A 24554-nucleotide genomic window follows, 5' to 3' on the forward strand; every position below is an offset into this window, starting at 1 on the left:
TCGCTGCTGGCCCGCGCGCCGCGCATAGTCGTCCTCGGCGGCCAGTTGAGACCCGAGAGACGACGCTTGCCGTGCACATGGCTACGACAGCGTGCGACACGCCGATCGCACACAATACCCGCCCGGCGGCTATGGGGTCAAAAGGCGGGCCGACGCACCTGCCGGAAGACTCGAAGTCCCGGTGGCCTCTCCACCACCGGGACATCGTGCAGCGAGTCGCTCGCCTCGCGGACGGATCGTCACCCCCCGTATCGGGCGGCGTTCATCTTTTCGGTGATCCGCATCTCCTCATTACCGCGCCCCACAGTCCCACTGATCTCTGCCAGCACCTGGTTCAAACCGAGTCGGGCCTGGGACCAGCGCCGCTGGGTGTCCGCGTATGCCTCATTGGCCTTGCCTTCCCAGCTGTCGTCCAGCCGCGCCACCTGAGCCTCGATGCGGTCGAGGATGTCGTTCATCTGCTTCTGGACCCCCGCGACTCCGGTATTGAGATTGTCAACGCCTTCGAAGTTCTGGAAGATCTCGCCATGTGGGCCGATCGCCATTGCCTGCTCCTTGCAAAATATTGTGTGGTCACCCGCCGTCGGGTCGGTCAGTAGTCACCGCTGAGCACGCTGCCGGTGTTCTTCAACTCCGCGGCCTGGTTGGCCGCAGTCTCCTCGTAGGACCGGCCGCCGGTGCGGACGGCCTCGGCGATCTCATCGAGCGCCTGGTTCAGTTGGTTCGCATTGTGGGTCCAGCGCTCCATGATGTTCGTGAACTCCATTGCACCGTCGCTCTTCCACACCGTCGACGTCTCCGACACGCGCGCACCGAGCACCCTTACTGCGCTGCCGAGTTCATCGCGTGACTCCTGCAGCTGGGTCGACGCCACTTCCATGGCGACGACATCAGCATTGAGCTGCTGTCCACCACCGGTTCCGCCCTCACTCATCGTGCACCCCTCCATTGTTCGGCGTCACGGTTCACTCGGCCCCCGTTGGTCCGACCCGTTTCGCCCCTACATCTGATTCGACGCAGCCCGCACCGGATCGGTTCCGCTCGATCCGAACTACGTCGGAGTCTTCTCACACCGGCTCCACAGTGTGGACAGCCTGCTCGCATTCACTTCTGATTCCGGTCCATTCGTCGGCGAGGAACTGGCAGCCGATGGAAACCTGCAGGCCCGGCATGACGACGACCGACCACCTCACCGTGGAAAACTCGTCGGGCACCTCGACGTACGAGATGACCGGGCGGTCACCGAAGCGCGTGTCCGACTCCACATCTCGGATGACATCGCTGCGCGCCGTCGCACGGGCCGCAAGACTCCGCGCTACCGCGTCCGAATCCATCCCGTCCGCGAGGTGTGAGTACACGATCACGATCCTGCGGTCGGGGCCCGAATCCGGCAACAGCTCGGCCCTGCCCGGATCCTGCACACCGGAATCGCGTATGCGCCAGTACGACGGGAGGTCCAGGCGTACGACGCCGAGATCGATCGTGGCGAAGGCGGATGCACCCGGATCCCGCGTGGCCGTGACGGAGGCATCGTCGATCGGTTCGGCCCGGACGGTCTCCGCACTCGCTGCACCACCCCTGTCCGCGACGAACTCGCGGGCGCCCTCATCAGCCGAGATGAACACCATCGCGACCACCACGACGATCACGATCAGAGCTCCCGCAACCATCCACCCGAAGCGGGGCGCGCGCGACGGTTCGGGCATGGGTGCACGGACATCCTGCAGCCACTGCGCGGTCGACGACCCGACCTCGCTCCGAGAGGCCGCGACCCGCCCCGTGCCCGCCTCGAGTACTTCTGTGATCGGCGCAAGCATTTCCGAGGCTGCCACCGGGACAACCCGAATCCCCCGCCCGATTCGCTCACCCAGCCGTCCACACAAGTCGACACCCGCGGGCTCACCCGGAATCCCCGTCACCAGCAGCACATCCGGATCGACCCGCCCGGCGACCGATTCGATCAGAGACCTGAGGCGGGTCGCGCCGTCGTCGGAATCCACCTCGTCGGCCGGCAGCCCCGGGTCCCTCGCAACACGGTCGATGACGGCCCGTCCGCCGCGAATCGGTTCGAGAGAGGTCGCTGTGACCCCGTCCGGCATGACTTCGAGAGTCACACACCGCTCATCGGCACCCACGTCGGCTGCGTCGCACGCGGCGACCGCAGCCGGAACCAGCTCCGCATTGCGCGCGACATTCCGCGCGGCGGTGTACAGCGCGTCACGCCGCCGCGCACTCCACTTCGTCGGATGAACCGCGACGACAGTTCCGATGTTCGGGGGTGCACCGATCACGGCAGCGGCGTAACGCACCAGCCCTGTCAGCAACTCGGCGGAGTCGTCCCCTCGATCCTCGGCGAGCACGTCGGTCGTCTCGAGCGACGCCGCAGCATCTCCGAAGACCCATCCGCCGCTCAGCCTCGCGGCGACGGCAGGCACGTGCCGGATACGCTCGGCACGGCGTACACACACGCTGGTCGCTCCGGCGTGGAGTCCGAGCACATCCGCGCTCACGACGGTTGCAGCCATGCCGTCTGGATGAGTTCGTTACCGTTGCGTCGCACGAGAATCCCGCGACCGGGCGGCATCGGACCGGGTCTTGCCGTTCCCACGAGCGCGCCTTCGTCGCGGCTCCCGCTCATGACCAGACCCGGAGTCGACAGCTCACGCAACCGTGCGATGACCGGTTCGTACAGGGCGCGGCTCGCACCGCCTGCCCGCCGCGCGATGATCAGATGCAGACCGATGTCCTTCGCCTGCGGCAGATACTCGAGCAGCGGCGTCAGCGGATTCTGACCGGATGACGCGACCAGGTCGTAGTCGTCGATGATGACGAACACCTCGGGGCCGGTCCACCACGAACGGTCGCGCAATTGCTGTTGCGTGGTGTCGGCACCCGGAAGTCGACGTTCGAAGACCCCCGCGAGCTCGGTGGCCATCGCGGACAACACGGATGTGCCCGGCGCGTATCCGCCGAGATGGTCGCCTTCGACGACCCCGAGCATGGTCCGGCGATAGTCACCCATGATGATCCGTGCCTGCGCACCGGTGTTCGACTCCATGAGGCTCCGGCAGATCCCGCGGAGCAGCGCAGTCTTTCCGCAACCGGAGTCGCCGAACACAAGCAGGTGGGGGCTGTCGGTGAAGTCGAGGGTCACCGGTGCGAGCTCCGCTTCGTCGATTCCGATCGGCACGCGCAGCCGCTGCGCGACCGGCGCGCTGATCGGGACCGGCCATCCGTCGGGAAGCGCAGAGAGGACGGCCGCACGGTCGATTTCCTCGGGAAGCATCCGGACCTCAGGCGCGTGGCCACCCGGAGTTGCAGCAGCGATCGCAGCAACAGCCGTGGTCACGCCCTCGGCGAGATCGTCGACGCCGGAACTGCCGTCGGCCCGCGGCAGTGCGGCCAGTACGTGAAGTCCGTCCCTGTCGATACCTCGGCCGGGTCTGCCCTCGGGCACCAGCGCTGCTTTCTTGCGCCCGTATTCCGAGTCGGCCGGGTCGCCGAGACGGAGTTCGAGGCGGGTTCCGAGGTGGTCGCGTAGCGCTGGGCGAACATCCCACCACCGCGGTGCGCTGATCATGACGTGAATTCCGTAGGACAACCCGCGTGACGCCAGGACGCCCACGCTCTGTTCGAGTGGTTCGAAGTCCTCCCGGATACTGGGCCAGCCGTCGATCACGAGGAAGACATCGCCGAACGGGTCGCCGGAGACATGCTGCGCTCCGTCTGCGCGTAAGCGTCGCAGTGTCGCCATCGATTCGATGCCCCATTCGCCGAACTGCTGTTCTCGCCTGCGCAGCAGGCCCATGAGCTCCGCGACGGTGCGGCGGACCCGGTCGCCTGCGAGACGATTCGCCACGGAGCCGACGTGTGGAAGCCCTACGAGCCCGGCGAGCGTGCCGCCACCGAAATCGAGGCAATAGAACTGCACCTGCTCGGCTGTGTGGGTGAGCGCCATCGACATGATCAGGGTGCGCAGCAATGTCGATTTACCCGACTGCGGACCGCCGACCACGATGGTGTTGCCTGCGGCCCCCGACAGATCGACAACCAGGGGGTCTCGACGCTGTTCGAAGGGCCGGTCGACGATCCCGATCGCTGTCCGCAGGGTCGACTGATGCAGAAGATCTCCGGTGAGAAGCGAGTGCGACAGCACCATGTCGAGGCTCGGGGACTCCTCGAGGGGCGGCAGCCACACCTCGTGTGCGGGGGTGCCGTGTCCGCGGACCCGACCGACCACGACGTCGAGCACACTGCGGCCGCCGTCGGACGGTGCCGGGGCGGTATCGGGGGTCGGTTCGCCGACCGACGGCACCGGTAGGGGAACACCACGATCGACAGGTACATCTCGTGCCGTGAACAAGCGCGGACCCGGAGTCCCCGCTGCTGCCGTCCGAATGCGGCGCGCCGGACGGCCGGGCTCGTACGGTCCCGACACGTAGGCCGCGTCGAAGCGCACGATCTCGGCCGAATCACACTTGAGGTAACCGGCGCCCGGCGTGGGCGGCAGACTGTAGGCGTCCGGAACACCGAGAACGCTCCGGGATTCATTCGCGGAAAAGGTCTTCAGACCGATCCGGTACGACAGGTGACTGTCGAGGCCACGCAGTTTTCCTTCGTCGAGCCGCTGGCTCGCCAACAGCAGGTGTATGTGCAGCGACCTACCGAGACGACCGATCGCCGCAAAGAGATCGGCGAAGTCGGGCTGCTGGGAGAGCAGCTCGGAGAACTCGTCGACGACGATGAACAATGCCGGCAACGGTGCAAGCGGAGCACCTGCGGTCCGCGCCTTCTCGTAGTCACCGACATTTGCGAAGTTGCCGGCCGCTCGCAGCAGCTCCTGTCGGCGGGTCATCTCACCCTCGAGTGCGTCCTTCATCCGCTCGACCATCGCGAGTTCGTCCGCGAGGTTGGTGATGACCGCTGCGACATGGGGACTCCGATCGAGCCCGAGGAAGGTCGCGCCGCCTTTGAAGTCGACGAGCACGAGATTGAGGGCGTCGGGTGAGTGCGTGGCGACGAGACCGAGCACAAGGGTCCGCAGGAACTCGCTCTTTCCCGAACCCGTGGCACCGATGCACAGGCCGTGCGGACCCATTCCGTTCTCCGCGGATTCCTTCAGGTCGATCTCGACCGGAGCGCCGTCTGCACCGACCCCGATCGGCACCCGCAGCCTGTCGCGACCGGATCGCGGCGCCCAGGCCTGGAGCGGATCGAGTCGCGCGATGTCGCCGAGTCCGAGCAGGTCCTGCCAGGTCTCGATGCTGCCCGAGTCGGCACCGTCGTCCGTGGCGAGCTGAGTTGCAGCCCGGTATGGGGCGAGTCGTCGTGCCAGGGCCTGCGATTGCGGGGCACTGATCCCGTCGGCGTCCGCAAAGGTCTCCACCGCGCTGCCCGTTTTCGCGCCGAGGCGGCCGTTCGCCGCGACGAGCTGCAACCCACGAAGTGCCGCGAGCCGCGGGGCGAACGCGGAGAGGTCGAGCAGGGTCACGGAGTCGAGCCCGTCGTCGAGGAGCCCGGACCCGGATCCGGAGACCCCACCGTCGATGACGATCAGCAGTTGCGGAACTCCGTCGACGGCAGGGGTATTGCGGACGAACCGTCCGCGTGCGGACAGGTGTACGCCGAGGACCGTCTCGAGTTCGAGCACGGAACCGAAGACCATGCGAACGCTGCCCGCTCCGTCACGCGTCTCCGGGTGCTGAGCGTGCGGCAGCCACTTGACCCACTCCCACTCCGCAGCAGTGTCCGGTCCGCAGACCACCGCGACCTGGAGTACGTCGGGTGCGTGGAAGGTGCACAGCTGCCCGAGCATTGCTCGGGCCAGTTGCTGCGATGCCTCGCGGTCGCCGCCGATACCGACCGACGCGAATCCCCGAAGCGATACGGCCGTCGGTAGTGCCGGCACCACCGAGTGCGCGCGCACGAAGCGGCGCAACGACACCGCGGCAACGGGTTCGAGATCCTCGACCGGACCGGTTTCGGGAGCGATCAGCTTGGTGGCGAGTCGCTGTCCGCCCCGGCCCACCCGCACGTGGCAGAAGTCTGCGTCGGTCGGGCGGCGTTCCCACATCCGGACGGTCCCGACCAGAGTCCACAACAGCGCCGGATCCGGGTGGGTCCACTCGAGGGCCCGCCGTTGCGCCGAGCCGGTCTCCGCGACGTCCCTGCGCAGAGTGTCGAGATAGCGCAGGTAGTCCTTGCGGTCCTCATTCGTCTCTGCGGTTTTCGCGCCGCCTCCGCGACCGCTGTTGGCAAGCATGCCGATCATCGACACCATCATCATCAGCGGAAAGACCAGGGCCATGGGGCTTCGTGCCATACCGGAACCGAACATGAGCGCAACCATGCCGATCATCGCCGCAACCATCACCAGCGGCAGCAGCTTCATGAGCAGATTGCCCGGTGTGGCTCTCGGAATATCGGGCGGCGCCTGCAGACTCACCTCACCACCGGGTGCGCGCGGCGCATCCCGACGCGCTCGGCGCGCGAATCGTACAGTGCTCAAGTTCCCCAACCCCCGTACACACCGGCCGCCTACAGCGGCCTTCCCCCCGGTCGTGGAAGAGTAGCGCACCGTCGCGACAGTTACATCCGCGACGATGCTGTCGGCGCTTCCGCGACGATGTCGTAAGGTCTGCGTCGTCGAAAGGTCCGCGCCACCTTCGGTCGCCGGGCCGGCGCGCGAACTACGGGGGGAACAATTCGATGACAGCTGCAGCGACGAGCCCGAACGTACCCGGTGCGGTAGCAGCACCGGAACTGTGCAGGATCACAGTGCTCACCAAACACTCCGAGGTCGATCTGGCACTGCCACTGGGCGTTCCGGTTGCCCTGCTGCTCGCGGGAATCGTCGATCTCGTGGCTGCTCATCGCCCCGACAACGAATTCGACGTCACTCCGGAACGGGTCGAGCCGGAAGCATGGAGCCTGGCCCGGATCGGCCGAGCTCCACTCGCGGGCGCCGCGAGCCTCGACGAGCTCGGAATCCGCGACGGTGAGGTGCTGATCCTCGAGGAGTCGTCGTCACCGCCGTCGCCACCCTTGTTCGACGACGTGATGTACAACGTGGCGGTCGCAGGTCGCGACCGGTTACGGCGCTGGTCCGATCGCACTGCGGCGATGGTCGGTGCTGTGGTCGCAGCGGCTGCGATCACGACCGGGTGCGGGTCGTTGCTTCTGCTGCCGTCTTCCGGTGGCGAGCGGGTGTTCGCGGGGATCGCGACTGTGGTGCTGGCGCTACTGCTCGTGACCGCGGCCGCCGTCATTGCACGGGTCTATCTCGACCGGCCGATCGGACTGCTGCTCGCGGTCTGCTCCGTCCCCGTTTCCTTCGTCACCGGGATGCTTCTGGTTCCCGGCGACTTCGGTGCGCCGCACCTGCTGTTGGCGACCGTCCTGACCGGCGCGGTCGGTGTGGTCACGGTGGGTGTCACGACGGTCGGACTCGCCACGTTCACCGCGATCCCGACGATCTCGGCGGTCGCGACGATCGCCCTGGTCGTCGGCACCGCCACCGACGTGCAGTTTCAGGCGCTCGGGGCCGGCGTCGTCGTGACCTCGCTGCTGTTGGCGACCTTCGCCGCCCGTGCCGCCACGCTCCTCGCCCGCCTTCCTCTTCCTCCGGTTCCCGCGCCCGGAACCTCCCTGGACCCTGTGGTTCCCGACCCGGACGACGAGAATCCGCCGCCCACGTTCGAGGAACTCGAGGCGAAGACGGCGCGTGCCCGAGCTCATCTGACCGGGTGGGTGTACGCGGTGGTCGTGCTCGCGACGGCGGGTGCATGGTGCGCGGCGTGGCCGGTCCCGGATACGGCTGTCTCCTGGCCCGGTGTCGCGTTGGCGGCGGCGACGGGAATCGTCCTGATGTTCCGAGGTCGCACGTACATCGGGGCCGAGCAGGCAGCTCCGATGATCGTCGGTGGTGCAGTGCTCGTCCTGGGTCTTGTCGTCGGCGCCGCGCTCTTCGGAACCGTTGCTCCGCAGGCACTCTTCGGCATCACTGTCGTACTGTTCGTCGGTGCCCTGATTCTCGGGGTCGTGGTGCCCCAGCGCACCTTCACACCTGTGCAACGGCGGATCAGCGAACTCACCGAGTACGCCGTCATTGCCACGATCGTGCCGCTGGCATGCTGGGTAGCCGGCCTCTATTCCGCGGTCCGTGGGTTGTGACTCGTCGTCGAAGGCTCACCCCCGCCTGTCTCGTCGCCACCCTGATCGTCGCAATCTCCACCGGCGCGGCCGTGGGTCCGGCTACGGCAGCTCCCCCGGTTCCCGACAGCGGACTGCTGCCCGCCGGTGACGAACCCGCGGCCCCGGAACCCGCCGAGCAGCGAAACCTGTGTACTCGGGGCCGAACCGTCGCAGACGATCCGCAACGTCCGCTCGCACAACGCATCATGGACTTCGAACGGGTGTGGCCGCTGACGCGCGGTGCCGGTCAAGTCGTCGCTGTGATCGACACCGGAGTCAACCGGCATCCACGTCTTCCCCGCGTCACCCCTGGCGGCGATTATGTTGCGACCGATGACGGCACGGTCGACTGCGACGCGCACGGAACGCTCGTCGCCGGCCTCATCGCGGCGCAGCCGGTGGAGGGATCGGGGTTCGCCGGCGGTGCACCCGACGTCGAGGTGATCGCCATCCGCCAATCCAGTCGCAACTACTCCGACCGCTCCGCCGGAGATGAAGAGGCGGCACAGAACTCCCCCGGTTACGGGGATGTGCGCACCCTGGCATCTGCGGTGCGACATGCCGCGGATCTCGGAGCCACGGTCATCAACATCTCCGAAGTCGCGTGCACGCTCGCGAGTGACGGGATCGCCGACGGACCGCTCGGCGCGGCAGTCCAGTACGCAACCGACGTCGAAGACGCGGTCGTGGTCGCGGCAGCCGGAAACAAGGATGTGTGCCCGGCATGGAATCCTCCGGCTGCGAATCCGCTCGATCCGCACGCAGATCCGTGGGATTCGATCACGACGATCGCCTCCCCCGCCTGGTACGACGACTATGTGCTCACAGTCGGCTGGGTCGAAGCCGACGGCACACCGTCCGACGAGAGCGTTCCGGGTCCGTGGGTAGATGTCGCAGCGCCCGGGAGCGGCATCGTCTCCCTCGACCCGTTCTCCGACGGTCTCATCGACGCGCAGATCAGCACCCAAGGGCCGGTACTGCTCTCGGGAACGAGCTTTTCCGCACCACTGGTCTCTGCAACGGTCGCGTTGGTGAGAGCCCGCCACCCTCACCTCGACGCGCGCGCCGTGATGGACCGCATCGAATCGACCGCCCACGCCCCGGCGGAAGGCTGGAACCCCCGGGTCGGGCACGGCATCGTCGATCCGTTGGCCGCGGTCACCGCACCGCTGCTCACCGAGCGGGACGATCCTGCGACCCCGAAGCAGATCGCCGGCCCCACCCCGGTCGATCCTCCGGACCCGACTCCGCGGTACGTCGCGTGGGGCGCTGGTGCCGCGGTCCTCGGTATGCTCGTCTTCGCGCTGATGGCGGCCCTACCCTTTCGGGAACGTGCACGCCGGCGAGAACTCGGACGCGACCGTCATTCGCCTGTTCCGAGTGGCGCGGGTCGAGGGTCCGGGGCGACGCCGTCGTGAGCGAGTAGCGCCTCGGCACGCCCGAGCGAGGGGCCTGGTGCGAGCAGGCCGACGATCTGCCAGGGCGCACGTGCCGGTTCTCCCTCGAGCCCGAGTGCCGTGGCCGCCTCCGCATCGGCAATGCCGTACCGGACTCCGGTGTCCGCGATGTAGAACAGAGCTCCCCGGCGTTCACTGTCGGGGACGACCGACGTCGTCTGCACGAATGTTCCTCGCCCCGGCGGAATATGGACGACGTCCACGTTCGGTCCCGGCCCATCTGCCTGTGCCGGATCGACCGGGATCGCGTCCTGGGCTATCGGCAGGACACTGCCCGCGGACAGCACCAGTTCCGACCGATGCTGATCGTGGGGGCCTTCCTCGGGTTCCCAGGTCAGGCATCCGACGGGCCGGTCTGCAGGGTCGACGATCGTGGGCACCACCGCCGGGAACGTGTCGACCGCGAGGTGATGCACCGTCGGCGCGTTCTTGAGCGTGTCGGGCGGCACGATCGGAATCTCGGCGACGCCCTGCGAGTCCGAGGCGTGGATGATCTGCGCAGTCGCACCGGACACCTCCTGCACCCCATCGTTCAATACGACGTAGTAGCGCTGACCGCCCGGCTCCGCAAGTCCGACGACGGATCCGACGAGGACATCGCCGACCCCCACTTGCGGCCTACTTCCTGCACCCGGGATCACGGGTGCGGTCAGCTCCGGAAGTTCGGGGAGCGCCGCGAGCAGTCCTTCGCCGACAGGTCTGGCCGACCCGACATCGATGCCCAGTACCCGTGTCAGAGCACGATCCTGCGGGTCGATCTCGGCCCGTCCGCCTCCGTAAGCGAGGTGGTACTCACCGTCGAAGGTCATGAGCAGTGCTTCGTCCTCGTCGAGCGGCCCACCGACACCGGTGTACTCGGGCGTGCCGGCCGACACCGCGGTGGTGACGAACTGCCGCCCACCTGGATCGATCGTGTCGCATACCGTCCAGGACAGGTCGTGGTCGACGTACGCGAGAGACGACGGAGCGCCGGGGATACCGACGAGCGGTCCCCTCGGTCGGGCTTCGAGTTCCTCGTCGGCCACGACGGCGGGTTCGGCAGGGTCGTCGAGCACGAGTCGCGCGGATGCCAGATTCATCGCGGGATGGAACACCCCCTCGATCGCCACGTAGAGCGCACCGGAATCCCTTCCGACCACGAGTGCCGCGTTGCCGATCCTGTCCTGAGGCCGGAACAGGGCCAACGCGGCGCACCCTGCCAGTACCAGGCAGGCGACCACCATCCCCACCATGAGCGACCGCCCCTGCGACCGCATCGGGTCGTGGATCATGCGGACGTCGCGACGGACGAGCGCATGCTCCATCCGTCTCATCAGAAATCGGTATCCGCTCACCTGCCATCGAGTGGTGGGCTGCGATGCCATATGTCCTCCCCCGTGCGGCACGCTCACTGCCGCAACACAGTACAGTTGGCGCTCGGGAAGCTCGGGCGGGCACCCAGCGGGCCGCCCGATCGGCGTCGGGGGGAGTGCCGTGGATCGAACTGTGTCCGAGGTCGTGCGTGAAAGATCCGTCGTGCGGGAACGGCACCGGCTCGTCTCGAGGCTTGTCGTGGCACAGTGCGCTGCACTCGCGGTCTGGATCGCAGCGGCCGCGACAGGGGCCTCCGCGTGGGTGGCACCGACGGCAGCCGCTGCGGCCGGTGCACTCGTGCTCATCCGAATCCGCGGCCACGACGCGATCGACGTGGCGATGACGCTGCTGCGGCACACGTTTCCGCGTGCGCACGCCCCGGCAGATATCCGCGATACAGCGCAGTCGGCCGGCCGCACGGTCGGATTGTGTTGGGACGGAACGTGTGTGACTGCCGTCGTCGAGGTGCTCGCTCCCGTCGGGGTCATCACACGGCTGGGACGAGATCGGGCCGACCCGTCGCAGACCCTGCCCTTGGGTGCTCTGTCCGACTGCCTGCGCCGGCACGATGTGATGCTCGACGGGATCGATGTCGTCGTCCATGGCCGGCGGGTGCTGGACGCAACCCCCGCGGGTCAGGTCTATGCGCAGCTCATCGGGCCCCTGCCCGCGGCTGCGACACGCACGGTGTGGCTCGCACTACGCCTCGACGCCTCGACGTGTCCCGACGCCGTGGAACGGCGCGGTGGCGGCACCGAAGGCGCGACCCGGACGATCACTGCGTCGGCTCGGCGTGTCGTCCGAGCACTCGGTGATTCCGGTTGCCCGGCACGAATATTGACAGCCACGGAGATCCGGTCTGCTGCACACCGGATCACGCACGGCGCCGATCCACTGGCGGCGGAGCGTTCTTGGCGGTACGTCCGCCTCCCCGTCGGGTACAGCACCGGGGCCGTACTCGATCCGCGGCGACTCGACGCGAGCACCCTGACCCACATCTGGACCCACCCGTCGCTGTCGTCGACGGTGACGGTGCGCATACGTCCGGGCTCCTTCGGCGCAACGCGCGTCGGGGGGCTGGTCCGGTACGCGACGCGTACCCCCGACGGTCCGATCACCTCCGGTTCTCGCACCGTCCACGGGCGCGAGCGTGAGGCGCTGCTCGCGTCTCTGCCCTATGCGACGACCGGGCTCGAGGGCATCACCGATCTACGCAGCCTGAGCCGCGACCACCTCGACGGCTTGGCACTGCCCGTCGCAGGCTGTGGTCAGCTGATCGGCGCGGACGAGTCGGGTCGGGCGATCGCGGTGCGCCTCACCGGGCCTGGGGTGCGCTCGGTCCACGTCGCGGGCGAGTTGTACCTCGCACAGCAGATCGTGTTCCGCGCGGTAGCGATCGGTGCGCGCGTGGCGATCCACACCGACCGTGCCGATGCGTGGCGGCCGCTGCTGAACAGTGCTGCGTCACCGGATCGTTTGAGGATCGCCGGCGAGCATCCCGACGACCGTGAGTTCGACACCGTCGTCTTCGACGGGGTCCGGCCGTCGCGCAGGCCGCACACCGGTGCCATCCACGTGCATGCGCATCCCGATCAGTGGCCCCGCGAACGTCCCACCGTTGCCATCGAACAACCGAACGGATCCGGCGAGCGGGTCGTGCTCACCACACGCGGAAAGCGGATGACGCTGACCCTCGTGACCATCGCGGCCGAGTCCGCGCACATCGGGCGCCCCCGCATTCCGGAGTCCGTCCCGTCACGGTGAGCACGAGCGACGTCACTCGACTACGTAATCGAGTAGCAGGGCATCCCGGCCTCAGCCGGGATAGGGACGATCCTCCCGGCCTCGCCTCACCGCGTGCACCCACCACTCGAGCTGCCGAAGCATGCGCGCGGCCGAGTCGATGGCCGCACCGTCACGCGTCGTGCCGTCGGCGGCGAAGGCGTGCTTGACACGATGGAAACTCACGGACTCGCGCACCGGCACCATGTGGACCTCCACGACGACCTGCCGAAGCTGCTCGACCGCACGCAGCCCGCCGGACAGCCCGCCATAGGACACGAACCCGACGGGCTTTGCGCGCCACTCGTGCTTGACGCTGTCGATCGCCGTCTTCAGCGCTGCGGGATAACCGTGGTTGTACTCGGAGGTGATCACCACGAACGCCTCCGTTGCGTCGATCCGGCGCGTGAACGCCTCGACGTCGGAACCTCCCGAAAGGTCCTGCGGCAGCGGCGTCTCCGCGAGGTCGATGATGTCGATGCCGAACTCCTGACCGTCGACCCCCGAATGGCATCTCACCACCTCGGCGAACCAGTTCGCGACAACCGGTGCGACCCTCCCCTCACGCACACTCCCCACGATGATCCCGAGCCGAATCGGTGCCTGCCTCTTCTGGTCCATACCCGCGATCGTAAGGCGCCTCAGGCGGTCAGACCGTGGGTGAGCAGGCCCGCGAGTTCGCGGTATGCCTGTGCGTCGGCGAGCCCGGTTCGCTCCGCCACTTGTCGCTGCTGGATACGCACCATGACCGTCGCAACGACGTCGGCCACGAACGTCGCGTGCACGTCGCGCAGTTCGCCCGCCGCGACACCGTCCGAGATCAGCACGCGGACCCGGTCGGCCGCGAGGCGGGTATTGCGCTCGTACACCTCCCGCGCGACAGGTGTCGCGGCGATGTCCTCCATGAAGCGGGCCGATGCAGGTTCGAGCTGCCTGCCTACGGATTCGAGGTAGGTGCGGATCCGCGCTTCGGCTCCTGCGGCCTCCGCGACATCGGCTTCGACAAGCTCGGTTGCGCCGCGGAAGAAATGAACGGTGACGGCGTAGACGAGTCGGTCCTTGTTCTCGGCGAGGGCGTAGAGCGTCGATTTCGAGCACCGCAGCCGGGTTGCGATGTCATCCAGCGTGAAGTGCGCAAATCCTTCGTCCAGGAACAGCGCGACAAGCTGGTCGAACAGCTGCGCCTGCCGTGCGGTGGTGCGCCGTGCCGCTGCTCTTGCCATACTCGAAATAGTACTGCAGTATCGGTTTGAGTACTGTTTTGTGAATCCGTCTTCTTCGAGGAGTTCTGCCGTGCCCGTCGAGCGTCTACTGCCCACCCCAGAGGCCCACGATCTGATCGACCTCACGCGCGACGTCGCCGACAAAGTGCTCGCACCCCGCGTCGTCGAACACGAACGCAATGAGACCTTCCCGGACGGCGTGTTCCCCGCGCTCGGCGCCGCAGGCCTGCTCAGCCTCCCCTACCCCGAGGAATTCGGCGGTGGGAACCAGCCGTACGAGGTGTACCTCCAGGTCCTCGAGGAATTGGGCGCACGCTGGGCAGCAGTCGCAGTCGCCGTGAGTGTGCACGGCCTGTCCTGCTTCGCCCTTGCGACGCACGGCACCGATGAGCAGAAGAACACGTGGCTACCCGACATGCTGGGTGGCGAGACTATCGGCGCCTACAGCCTGTCCGAGCCTCAGGCCGGCTCGGACGCAGCGGCATTGACCTGCCGGGCGCAGCCCACCGACGGCGGATACCGGATCAACGGCTCGAAGGCGTGGATCACCAACGGCGGCAAGGCCGATTTCTACACCCTGTTCGCGCGGACCGCCGACACCGGTAGCAAGGGCATCTCGTGCTTCCTCGTACCCGAGGGCACCGAGGGCCTGAGCTTCGGGAAGCCCGAAGAGAAGATGGGCCTGCACGCGATCCCCACCACGTCAGCCCACTACGACGATGCGTTCGTACCCGCAGAACGCCGCATCGGCGCCGAAGGACAGGGTCTTCCCATCGCCTTCAGCGCCCTCGACTCCGGACGTCTCGGCATCGCTGCCGTCGCAACCGGACTCGCTCAGGCCGCGCTCGACGAGGCAACCACATACGCCAAGGAACGCAAGGCCTTCGGCAAGGCGATCATCGACCATCAAGGTCTCGGTTTCGTCCTGGCAGACATGGCCGCAGCCGTCGATTCCGCCCGCGCCACCTACATCGACGCTGCCCGCCGCAAGGACGCGGGTCTGAGTTATTCGCGTCAGGCCTCCGTCGCGAAACTGGTCGCCACAGATGCCGCCATGAAAGTCACGACCGATGCCGTGCAGGTCCTCGGTGGATACGGTTACACCCGCGATTTCCCCGTCGAACGGTTCATGCGCGACGCGAAGATCACCCAGATCTTCGAAGGCACGAACCAGATCCAGCGACTCGTGATCGCACGGTCGCTGGCGAGTTGACCTGCGCTGCGGGTCCCACCGGACTGTTGGACACCGCACACCCGTCCGAAGTCTTGCGTCAGACGCCGAGGGCCTCCGACAGCAACGGCCAGGATTCATGCAGCGCGTCTTCCCAGTATCCCCAAGTGTGGGTGCCCTCGATACGAGTCGAATAGGTCGCCTCGATCCCGAGTGCGTCGAGTTCGGTGCGTAGCCGGTCGGTGCACCCACTCACAGCGGTCTCGATCACCCCGAGCAGCGCGAGATCCGGTATCACCGCAGGTCCGTGTTCCTCCCATGCGCGGGCCTCGTGCGAGCCGGGCAGTCCTCCGCTCGACGACACGAACACCGTCGTTCCGCGCAGCCGCTCTGCATTGCGGATCACATCCTGCTCCATCCAGTACGGACCGCCGACCGGCCCCCACATGTTCTCCACGTCACCGCCCCCGAGCCCGACGACCATCTCGACATAGCGGCTACCCACCTCCGTCGAGGTCTCGGCGCAACCGCTGTACGACGCCACTGCCCGGTACAGATCCGGCGCATGCTCAGCGAGCGCGAGTGCAGATGTCGCCGACATCGACACACCCGCGATCGCGTTGCTCCCGCTCGCACCGAGCGCAGCGTCGACCATCGGTGGCGCTTCCTCGGTGAGGAAGGTCGTCCACTGGTTGCGACCCAGTTCCGCATCGTCGGCAAGCCAGTCGGTGTAGTAGCTGAATGCACCGCCGATCGGGGTGACGACGTTGACATTCTTGTCGCCGAAGAAATCGACGATATCGGTCTGTTCACGCCACGTGGCCTCGTCGACACCACCACCGGCGCCATTGAGCAGATACAGCACAGGGCGCGGCTCGGTGACGTCAGCGGGACGGATCACCCGGAGTTCGATCGTGCGACCCATCGCCTCGGAATGGACGAACAGGGACCAGTCGCGTTCGGAATGCCGGTCCACGCGTTCCAGTGCCGTGACACCGGAATCGACCCCGGCCGGCGGCTCATCGGCCCGACCGATGCCTGGATCGGTGCCACCCGTCGCCGCAACCGCAGCCACCGCGATCGCTGCCACGATCGCACATCGTCGTCCGATCAACTTCGCGCTCCCCTTCGTCAACCGCAGCAGCCGCGCTCGATCGGCCCGCGTGTCTCCCGCGTCGCAAGGTTCCGCGCGGCGAGATCCTCATCGGCAGGGTAATCGACACGGACGAGTGAAAGGCCGTGAGCCGGCGCCACTGCCACGGATGCGGCGCGTTCACGCTCGCCGAGCAGGGCGGTCATCCACTCGACCGACCGGCGACCTTCCCCCACTGCCAGCGCCGCTCCGACGAGACTGCGGACCATCGACCAGCAGAACGCATCGGCACTCACATATGCGGTGAGGATGTCACCGGAACGGGTCCAGTCGTAGCGCTGGAGTTCGCGGACCGTGGTCGCGCCCTCGCGCCGCTTGCAGAAGGCGGCGAAGTCGTGCAGCCCCAACAAGGATCGGGACGCGCGCTGCATCTCTCCGAGATCGACGGTTTTCGGCCAGGCGACGGTGTCGCGGGCGCGCAGCGGATCGGCCCCGTGCGCGGCCGTCGTCAGGCGATACTCGTAGTGTCGACGGACCGCAGAGAATCGCGCGTCGAAATGCTCGGGAGCCTCCGAGATTCCGGTCACCCGGACATCCCGCGGGAGAAACCGAGCGAGCCGCCTGATCCAGCGCGACGGATCATCCGGAAGCGACTCGGTCGGTACATCGACGTGCGCGACCTGACCCGAGGCGTGCACTCCGGCATCGGTGCGACCCGCGACGGTGAGGAGCACGGGCTCCCGAACGATCGCGGACAGCTTCTCTTCGATCTCGCCGCACACCGTACGACGGCCGGGCTGGCGGGCCCACCCGGAGAAATCGGTGCCGTCGTAGGAAATGTCGAGCCGGAGCCGGGTCCGATCACCGGAAACTGTGTCCGAAGCGACGAGCCCGCCGCCCTGAACAGGGACGGCGGGCTCGTTCGTTTCAGCAGATGCCGAAGCCAAGTGGACTAGTCCTTCTTGGCCTCGTCCGCCTCGGTCGCGTCAGCGGCCGTTGCGGTGGTGTCTTCGATCGCCTCGACGACGGCATCGGCGTTCTCGACCTCGGCGTCGGTGGCGTCGGCCGTGGTGGCCTCCACCACGTTCTCCTCAGCAGCCGGTGCAGCCTGCGAAGCCGCGACGCGCCGGGCGCGGTCGGCCTCGGAGGAGACGGTCTTCTCGCGCACGAGCTCGATGACCGCCATGGGCGCATTGTCGCCCTTGCGCGGCATCGTCTTGATGATGCGCGTATAGCCGCCGTTGCGGTCCTCGAACGAGGGACCGATCTCCGCGAACAGGGCGTGCACGACGTCCTTGTTGCGGATGACCTTCAGCACCTCACGACGCGAAGCCAGCGTGCCGGTCTTTGCGTGCGTGACGAGCTTCTCGGCGTACGGGCGCAAGGCCTTGGCCTTGGCCTCGGTGGTGGTGATGCGGCCGTGCTCGAAGAGCGCGGTGGCCAGGTTGGCGAAGATCGCCTTCTGGTGCGAGGCCGACCCGCCGAAGCGGGCGCCCTTCTTGGGCTTGGGCATGATTTTCTCCTAGTAAGGACCGTGAGCTGCTACAGCTGCTCGGTCTCGGCGTAGTCCTCGTTGCCGTCGGTGTCGCCGAACCCGGCGTCGGTGTCGCTCCAGGTACCGGTGGCGGCGTCGTAGCCGGCAACGCTGCTGGGGTCGAAGGACGCGGGGCTGTCCTTCAGCGACAGGCCGAGCGAGTGCAGCTTGACCTTGACCTCATCGATGGACTTCTGACCGAAGTTGCGGATGTCGAGCAGGTCGGATTCCGTCCGTGCCACCAGCTCGCCGACGGTGTGGACACCTTCGCGCTTGAGGCAGTTGTAGGACCGGACCGTCAGGTCGAGGTCCTCGATCGGAAGTCCGAAGGAGGCGATGTGGTCGGCCTCGGCAGGCGAGGGACCGATCTCGATGCCTTCTGCTTCGACGTTCAGCTCACGAGCCAGACCGAAGAGCTCGACAAGCGTCTTGCCCGCCGAGGCGAGTGCGTCGCGTGCGGCGATCGAGTTCTTGGTCTCCACGTCGAGGATCAACCGATCGAAGTCGGTGCGCTGCTCGACGCGGGTGGCCTCCACCTTGTACGTCACCTTGAGCACCGGCGAGTAGATCGAGTCGACCGGAATACGGCCGATCTCGGCACCGGATGCCTTGTTCTGGACGGCGGGGACGTAGCCGCGACCGCGCTCGACGACGAGCTCGACCTCCAGCTTGCCCTTGTCGTTCAGGGTGGCGATGTGCAGATCGGGGTTGTGGATCTCGACACCGGCCGGCGGAACGATGTCCGCTGCGGTGACGACGCCCGGGCCCTGCTTACGGACGTACATGGTGACCGGCTCGTCCTCTTCCGAGCTGACCACGAGGCCCTTGAGGTTCAGGATGATGTCGGTGACATCCTCCTTCACACCCGGAACCGTGGTGAACTCGTGGAGCACGCCGTCGATGCGAATGCTGGTGACAGCGGCACCGGGGATCGAGGAGAGCAGGGTGCGGCGAAGCGAGTTGCCGAGCGTGTAGCCGAAGCCGGGCTCGAGCGGCTCGATGACGAACTTCGACCGATTGTCGGCGAGGACCTCTTCGGTCAGCGTGGGTCGCTGCGAGATGAGCATGAGTTGCCTCCTTGTGGGCGTCCGCTATTTGACGCCCTAGTGGTGGTGTGGTGCCCTCCCCGCCCCAGCAGGGCCAGGAGGACACCACGGCACGAAGTGCTCTGATGACAGAGCACGAAGCGCTCTTACTTCGAGTAGTACTCGACGATGAGCTGTTCCTGCAGCGGGATCTCGATCTGCGCGCGCTCGGGCAGCTGGTGGACCAGCACCCGCAGACGCGGACCGACGACCTGCAGCCACGCAGCGACCGGGCGCTCGCCCTGGGTCTCACGCGCGATCTGGAACGGCAGCGTGCTCAGCGACTTCTCGCGGACATCGATGATGTCGTACTGGGAGACGCGGTAGCTCGGGATGTCGACCTTCTTGCCGTTGACCAGGAAGTGTCCGTGGGACACCAGCTGGCGGGCCTGGCGGCGGGTGCGCGCGAGGCCGGCACGGTAGACGACGTTGTCCAGGCGCGACTCGAGGATGGTCAGCAGCACCTCACCGGTCTTACCGGGGCGGCTGGCTGCTTCCTCGTAGTAGCGGCGGAACTGCTTCTCCATGATGCCGTAGGAGAAGCGGGCCTTCTGCTTCTCCTGCAACTGGAGCAGGTACTCGCTCTCCTTGATCCGCGCGCGGCCGTGCTGGCCGGGCGGGTAGGGGCGACGCTCGAATGCCTGGTCGCCTCCGACCAGGTCGACGCGGAGACGACGCGACTTACGTGTAACGGGACCGGTATAACGTGCCATGACTTAGAACCTTTTCCTTTCCCGTTGTTAGACGCGACGACGCTTGGGCGGGCGGCAGCCGTTGTGCGGCTGGGGGGTGACGTCGGAGATCGTTCCGACCTCGAGGCCGGCGGCCTGGAGGGAGCGGATCGCGGTCTCGCGGCCCGAACCCGGGCCCTTGACGAAGACGTCGACCTTCTTGACGCCGTGCTCCTGCGCCTTGCGGGCAGCATTCTCGGCGGCGAGCTGCGCGGCGAACGGTGTCGACTTGCGCGAGCCCTTGAAGCCGACGTGGCCCGAGGACGCCCAGGAGATCACGTTGCCCTGGGGATCCGTGATCGAGACGATGGTGTTGTTGAAGGTGCTCTTGATGTGAGCTGCGCCGTGCGGGACGTTCTTCTTGTCCCTACGCCGTGCCTTCTGGGTCTTCTTCGGACCGGCGGTGCGTGACTTGGGAGGCATTACTTCTTCTTTCCTGCGACGGTGCGCTTCGGGCCCTTACGGGTACGAGCGTTGGTCTTGGTGCGCTGTCCACGCACGGGCAGACCACGACGGTGTCGCAGGCCCTGGTAGCAGCCGATCTCGATCTTGCGACGGATGTCCGCCTGAACCTCGCGGCGGAGGTCACCCTCGACCTTGTAGCTCTCCTCGATGTACTCGCGGAGCTTCGCGAGGTCCTCGTCGGACAGATCCTTGCTGCGCAGGTCCGGGCTGACGCCGGTTGCCTCGAGGATCTCCTTGGAACGGGTACGGCCGATGCCGTAGATGTATGTGAGTGCGATCTCCATCCGCTTCTCGCGGGGAAGATCAACACCTGAGAGACGTGCCATGTGGCATTCCTATTCGGTGTGCGGAGGTCTGCTCCCAGCCCGTCCCCTGCGTAAGAAACTGTGTAGTGACAAACACAGTGGGGCCCCGGCCTCCGAACCGGGGGTGTATCGCACAGCTCCTCGACGAATCGAGGATCGTAACCGTGCGACTGGTACTGGAAGGTCTTCTTGCTTGTTGCCAAGCAGATCTTCGCGAGGAAGGTCGATCTAGCCCTGACGCTGCTTGTGACGCAGGTTCTCGCAGATCACCATGACCCGACCGTTACGACGGATCACCTTGCACTTCTCGCAGATCTTCTTGACGCTAGGCTGAACCTTCACGTGCGTCCGATCTCCTGTATGTGCGCCTCCGGACACGACGCAAGTCCTTCCGGAGACAGGTTTTTCCCCGACCGTGCGGCCGGGGAAGTCTGTTACTTGTAGCGGTAGACGATGCGTCCACGCGTGAGGTCGTAGGGCGAAAGCTCCACGACAACCCGGTCCTCGGGAAGGATACGAATGTAGTGCTGCCGCATCTTGCCGCTGATGTGGGCCAGCACTTTGTGGCCGTTCTCCAGCTCGATGCGGAACATCGCATTGGGAAGCGGTTCGATGACCCGACCCTCGACCTCGATTGCGCCGTCCTTCTTAGCCATATCCTCCGCGATCCGTTGTTCGACGTGTGGTTGCATCGGCATCCGATACCGTGACGCTCGGCATCCCCGGAATCCCGTTGCGAAGACCATGTCGACGCAGACCGACCGGAGCGCAGCGCGCACCACCGCTCAATATTACGGGAAGTTCATCACCAGGCCAAATGGCCACGATGTTAGGAGGCACACGTGCGTGCGCTGGTTCAACGGGTCACCACCGCGGCCGTCGCAGTCGACGGAGTGGAGGTCGCGCGGATCACGCCCCCGAACGGTGGCCACGGACTGCTCGTCCTCATCGGCGTCACCCACGACGACGACGCAGCGAAGGCCACGACCCTCGCACGCAAGGTCTGGACGATGCGGATCCTCGAGGACGAGAAGTCTGCGGCGGATCTGAACGCTCCGCTGCTGGTCGTCAGCCAATTCACGCTGATGGCGGACACAAGGAAGAGTCGGCGCCCGTCGTGGTCGGCGGCGGCGCCCAGGCCGGTGGCCGAACCCTTGATCGACGAGTTCACCTCGGCGTTGCGCACACTCGGCGCGCACGTCGAATCGGGGGTCTTCGGGGCCCACATGGAAGTGAGTCTCGTCAACGACGGCCCGGTGACCCTGCTCGTCGAAGTATGACGCGCCTCGCTACTCGGGGCGGGTCGTGAGGATCCGCGGACCGTCCTCGGTGACTGCCACGGTGTGCTCCCAGTGTGCGGCGCGGCTGCCGTCGGTGGTCACCACGGTCCACTCGTCCTCGAGGACCACCGTCTCGTATGTGCCGAGTGTCAGCATCGGCTCGATCGCCAGCACCGAACCCACGACGAGCTGGGGGCCCTTGCCCGGTTTGCCCTCGTTGGGAAGAAACGGATCCATGTGCATCTCGCGGCCGATGGCGTGCCCGCCGTAACCGTCGACGATGCCGTACGGCCGGCCGTGCAGACGCTCCGCGGCGTGGGTGCCCTCTTCGATGGCGTGGGACACGTCGGTGAGACGGTTACCCGCGATCATCGCGGCGATGCCCGCCTCCATCGACAAGCGCGTGGCGTCGCTCAGGTCGGCGTCGGCAGCGGACAACTCCCCCACCCCGAAGCTCCACGCCGAATCGCCGTGCCATCCGTCGAGGATCGCTCCGCAGTCGATCGACACCAGATCACCCTCGGCAAGGAGCTCGTCTGCCGACGGGATGCCGTGCACCACCCTGTCGTTGACCGACGAACAGATCGAGCCCGTGAAGCCGTGGTACCCCAGGAACGACGGAACGGCGCCCGCATCGCGGATCACCGCTTCCGCCACCCGGTCGAGTTCCAGGGTGCTCACGCCCGGCTTCGCCGCATCCCGCACCGCGACGAGCGCGGCACCCACGATGGCGCCCGCGGCTGCCATCGCGTCGAGTTCGCCCGAAGTGCGGAACGGAACCACTTTGCGCTTGCGCCCGAAACCCATACCCGAATTCCTGTGTCTACTTGCCGAGCGCAGCGAGGGCGCGCGCGTTGATTTCCTCGACCTCACCGACAGCGTCCACGGTGATGAGGACATCTGCATAGTGGTCGAGCAGCGGTGCAGTCTCTTCCCGGTAGACCCGGAGACGATTGCGGATGACGTCCTCGGTGTCGTCGGCACGGCCGCGAGCGAGCATGCGCTCGACGACGATGTCCTCGTCGATGACGAACGACAGCACACCGTCGAGTGCGGTGTCGAGGTTCTTCAGGATGTTGGCGAGTTCCTCTGCCTGCTCGACGCTCCGGGGGAACCCGTCCAGAAGGAATCCGTTCGCGGCGTCGGGCTCCGCAAGCCGCTCACGCACCATGTTGTTGGTGATCTCCGCGGGGACGAGGTCGCCGGCGTCGATGTACTTCTTGGCTTCCAAGCCGAGCGCAGTGCCCTGACCGATATTGGCGCGGAACAGATCGCCGGTCGAAATGGCGGGAACGCCGAGCTTCTCGGACAGGATTGCGGCCTGTGTGCCTTTGCCGGCACCGGGAGGACCGAGGAGTACAAGTCTCACTTGAGGAACCCTTCGTAGTTGCGCTGCATCAATTGACTTTCGATCTGCTTGACAGTGTCCAGCGCGACACTGACGAGAATGAGCACCGCTGCGCCGCCGAAGATACTGCTGGCGGTCTGGCCGCCCGACAGGAAGAAGTTCGGGAGTACTGCGATGAGACCGAGATAGATCGAGCCCGGAACCGTGATGCGGTTGAGCACGTAGCTGAGGTATTCAGCCGTCGGCCGGCCCGGGCGGATACCGGGGATGAAGCCGCCGTACTTCTTCATCTCGTCGGCGCGTTCCTCAGGATTGAACGTGATGGCCACGTAGAAGAACACGAAGAAGACGATCAAACCGAAGTACAACGCGATGTAGACCGGGTTGTTCGGATTGACGAGATACTCGTTGATGATGCGCTGCCACCAGCTCGGCTCCGGATTGGTGGTCGCACCGGTGAGCTGAGCGATGAGGTTGGGCAGATACAGCAACGACGATGCGAAGATCACCGGGATGATGCCCGCCTGGTTGACCTTCAGCGGCAGATACGTCGACGAGCCGCCGTACATGCGGCGACCCACCATCCGCTTGGCGTACTGCACCGGGATACGACGCTGACCCTGCTCGACGAAGACGACGCCGGTGATCAGCAGCAACGCCACGACCAGCACGATCGCGAAGACGAGACCGCCGCGGGATTCGAGGATCGTCCGTCCTTCGGACGGCAGTGCAGATGCGATACCCGCGAAGATCAGGATCGACATACCGTTGCCGACACCGCGTTCGGTGATCAGCTCGCCGAACCACATCACGACTGCAGCGCCTGCTGTCATGACGAGGACGATGACGACCATGCTGAACACGCCGTCATCGGCCAGGATCGGCTCCGCACAGCCCTGCAGCAGCTGACCTCGGGCGGCGAGCGCCACGATGCCGGTCGCCTGCAGGACAGCCAGCGCCACGGCCAGATATCGCGTGTACTGCGTCATCTTGGCCTGACCCGCTTGGCCCTCCTTGCGGAGTTCCTCGAATCTGGGAATCACGACGGTGAGCAGCTGCACGATGATGCTCGCCGTGATGAACGGCATGATGCCGATGGCGAACACCGACAGCTGAAGGAGGGCACCACCCGAGAACAGATTGATCAGGGAGTAGATGCCGGCTTGTTCGCTGCCGGCGAGCTGGTCGACACACGCCTGGACGTTGCCGTAGTCGACGCCCGGGGACGGCACCGAGGCGCCGAGTCGGTACAGAGCCACCAGCCCGAGGGCGATGAGGATCTTCCGCCTCAGGTCCGGTGTCCTGAGGGCCGAGACGAAGGCGGAAAGCAAGAATCCTCCTGGCAGGCCGATCGGGAGCGACAGACCGGATAGGCCCGTCGGACAGTAGACAACTCTAGAACTCTAACAGTGTGCACCGCTGCGGCCACCGGCCAGGATCGCCGATGGGACGACGCAGAGGGTGCAACGCGCTGCAAATACGTCACAAGCGTACGGCAGCACAGACATACGCGAACGGCCGCGGTGCAGTCATC

At 66.5% G+C, this 24554-nt stretch carries 24 protein-coding genes; 5 read left to right on the top strand and 19 right to left on the bottom strand.

Translation table 11 applies throughout. The annotated features are described in order from the left end of the window. Positions 1–239: 239 nt before the first annotated feature. From EV641_RS05460 to eccCa, 4 genes are all read right to left on the bottom strand, one after another. On the bottom strand, positions 240–545 hold the full coding sequence (locus EV641_RS05460; protein ID WP_132471054.1) for a WXG100 family type VII secretion target: 306 nt from the start codon (positions 543–545) through the stop codon (positions 240–242). 47 nt (positions 546–592) lie between these two features. After that, on the bottom strand, positions 593–934 hold the full coding sequence (locus EV641_RS05465) for a WXG100 family type VII secretion target (protein WP_158289123.1): 342 nt from the start codon (positions 932–934) through the stop codon (positions 593–595). A gap of 133 nt (positions 935–1067) precedes the next feature. Continuing rightward, positions 1068–2525 carry a type VII secretion-associated protein gene (locus tag EV641_RS05470; protein WP_132471055.1) on the bottom strand — a complete coding sequence of 486 codons (1458 nt, stop codon included), beginning with the start codon at positions 2523–2525 and terminating at the stop codon, positions 1068–1070. Beyond that, complete coding sequence (gene eccCa, locus EV641_RS05475) at positions 2507–6508, bottom strand: type VII secretion protein EccCa (RefSeq protein WP_132471056.1); 4002 nt, start codon at positions 6506–6508, stop codon at positions 2507–2509. Before eccCa ends, EV641_RS05470 begins: the two co-directional genes overlap by 19 nt. Positions 6509–6708: 200 nt before the next feature. On the opposite strand from eccCa, the gene eccD reads away from it, so the two are divergent. Together eccD and mycP are read left to right on the top strand one after the other, a co-directional pair. Then, positions 6709–8172: a type VII secretion integral membrane protein EccD gene (gene eccD / locus EV641_RS05480; protein WP_132471057.1), complete on the top strand. Its 1464-nt coding sequence runs from the start codon at positions 6709–6711 to the stop codon at positions 8170–8172. After that, positions 8169–9611, top strand: coding sequence for a type VII secretion-associated serine protease mycosin (gene mycP, locus EV641_RS05485; protein WP_241996847.1), 1443 nt, complete (start codon positions 8169–8171; stop codon positions 9609–9611). Before eccD ends, mycP begins: the two co-directional genes overlap by 4 nt. Here the strand turns inward: mycP and eccB are convergent. Next, the gene (gene eccB / locus EV641_RS05490; protein WP_054720609.1) at positions 9557–11014 is read right to left on the bottom strand and encodes a type VII secretion protein EccB; all 1458 of its coding nucleotides are present in this window, start codon (positions 11012–11014) and stop codon (positions 9557–9559) included. The two genes, mycP and eccB, sit on opposite strands and share 55 nt — an antisense overlap. Before the next feature lie 109 nt (positions 11015–11123). Here eccB and eccE point away from each other — a divergent pair, with 109 nt between their 5' ends. After that, positions 11124–12767: a type VII secretion protein EccE gene (eccE, locus tag EV641_RS05495; protein WP_241996849.1), complete on the top strand. Its 1644-nt coding sequence runs from the start codon at positions 11124–11126 to the stop codon at positions 12765–12767. Between the two features lie 51 nt (positions 12768–12818). Here the strand turns inward: eccE and EV641_RS05500 are convergent, their stop codons facing one another. Together EV641_RS05500 and EV641_RS05505 are read right to left on the bottom strand one after the other, a co-directional pair. Further along, positions 12819–13406, bottom strand: coding sequence for an NAD(P)H-dependent oxidoreductase (locus EV641_RS05500; RefSeq protein ID WP_132471060.1), 588 nt, complete (start codon positions 13404–13406; stop codon positions 12819–12821). Positions 13407–13426: 20 nt separating this feature from the next. After that, positions 13427–14008: a TetR/AcrR family transcriptional regulator gene (locus EV641_RS05505; RefSeq protein WP_054715412.1), complete on the bottom strand. Its 582-nt coding sequence runs from the start codon at positions 14006–14008 to the stop codon at positions 13427–13429. Between the two features lie 70 nt (positions 14009–14078). Here EV641_RS05505 and EV641_RS05510 point away from each other — a divergent pair, with 70 nt between their 5' ends. Next, a complete protein-coding gene (locus EV641_RS05510) occupies positions 14079–15221 on the top strand; it encodes an acyl-CoA dehydrogenase family protein (RefSeq protein ID WP_132471061.1) in 1143 nt (380 codons plus the stop codon). 58 nt (positions 15222–15279) lie between these two features. Here EV641_RS05510 and EV641_RS05515 read toward each other — a convergent pair whose 3' ends face one another. From EV641_RS05515 to infA, 9 genes are all read right to left on the bottom strand, one after another. Further along, a complete protein-coding gene (locus EV641_RS05515) occupies positions 15280–16269 on the bottom strand; it encodes an alpha/beta hydrolase family protein (protein ID WP_241996850.1) in 990 nt (329 codons plus the stop codon). A gap of 41 nt (positions 16270–16310) precedes the next feature. Continuing rightward, complete coding sequence (gene truA, locus EV641_RS05520) at positions 16311–17219, bottom strand: tRNA pseudouridine(38-40) synthase TruA (RefSeq protein WP_054715408.1); 909 nt, start codon at positions 17217–17219, stop codon at positions 16311–16313. 5 nt (positions 17220–17224) lie between these two features. Beyond that, positions 17225–17785, bottom strand: a complete 561-nt coding sequence (gene rplQ, locus EV641_RS05525) for a 50S ribosomal protein L17 (RefSeq protein ID WP_054715403.1) — start codon at positions 17783–17785, stop codon at positions 17225–17227. 29 nt (positions 17786–17814) lie between these two features. Further along, entirely contained in the window at positions 17815–18873 is a 1059-nt protein-coding gene (locus EV641_RS05530) for a DNA-directed RNA polymerase subunit alpha (RefSeq protein WP_054715400.1), read from the bottom strand. Between the two features lie 125 nt (positions 18874–18998). Further along, positions 18999–19604, bottom strand: a complete 606-nt coding sequence (gene rpsD, locus EV641_RS05535) for a 30S ribosomal protein S4 (protein WP_054715397.1) — start codon at positions 19602–19604, stop codon at positions 18999–19001. A gap of 27 nt (positions 19605–19631) precedes the next feature. Then, the gene (rpsK, locus tag EV641_RS05540; protein WP_132471062.1) at positions 19632–20045 is read right to left on the bottom strand and encodes a 30S ribosomal protein S11; all 414 of its coding nucleotides are present in this window, start codon (positions 20043–20045) and stop codon (positions 19632–19634) included. Then, positions 20045–20413: a 30S ribosomal protein S13 gene (rpsM, locus tag EV641_RS05545; protein WP_054715390.1), complete on the bottom strand. Its 369-nt coding sequence runs from the start codon at positions 20411–20413 to the stop codon at positions 20045–20047. Before rpsM ends, rpsK begins: the two co-directional genes overlap by 1 nt. Positions 20414–20620: 207 nt before the next feature. Next, positions 20621–20734: a 50S ribosomal protein L36 gene (gene rpmJ / locus EV641_RS05550; protein WP_003938068.1), complete on the bottom strand. Its 114-nt coding sequence runs from the start codon at positions 20732–20734 to the stop codon at positions 20621–20623. 92 nt (positions 20735–20826) lie between these two features. Next, positions 20827–21048, bottom strand: a complete 222-nt coding sequence (gene infA / locus EV641_RS05555) for a translation initiation factor IF-1 (RefSeq protein WP_006554587.1) — start codon at positions 21046–21048, stop codon at positions 20827–20829. A 186-nt stretch (positions 21049–21234) separates the two neighbouring features. On the opposite strand from infA, the gene dtd reads away from it, so the two are divergent. Continuing rightward, complete coding sequence (gene dtd, locus EV641_RS05560) at positions 21235–21672, top strand: D-aminoacyl-tRNA deacylase (RefSeq protein WP_132471064.1); 438 nt, start codon at positions 21235–21237, stop codon at positions 21670–21672. Positions 21673–21681: 9 nt separating this feature from the next. On the opposite strand, the gene map is transcribed toward dtd, so the two are convergent. Genes map through secY form a run of 3 tightly spaced genes read right to left on the bottom strand, consistent with a single transcriptional unit; the run spans position 21682 to position 24351 of the window. Then, complete coding sequence (gene map, locus EV641_RS05565) at positions 21682–22479, bottom strand: type I methionyl aminopeptidase (protein WP_132471065.1); 798 nt, start codon at positions 22477–22479, stop codon at positions 21682–21684. A gap of 16 nt (positions 22480–22495) precedes the next feature. After that, a complete protein-coding gene (locus tag EV641_RS05570; RefSeq protein ID WP_054716666.1) occupies positions 22496–23041 on the bottom strand; it encodes an adenylate kinase in 546 nt (181 codons plus the stop codon). Further along, positions 23038–24351, bottom strand: coding sequence for a preprotein translocase subunit SecY (gene secY, locus EV641_RS05575; RefSeq protein ID WP_054716668.1), 1314 nt, complete (start codon positions 24349–24351; stop codon positions 23038–23040). The genes EV641_RS05570 and secY overlap by 4 nt, the downstream gene beginning before the upstream one ends. Positions 24352–24554: the final 203 nt, after the last annotated feature.

It is taken from the genome of Rhodococcus sp. SMB37 (assembly GCF_004345605.1).
Classification (GTDB): Bacteria; Actinomycetota; Actinomycetes; order Mycobacteriales; family Mycobacteriaceae; genus Rhodococcus.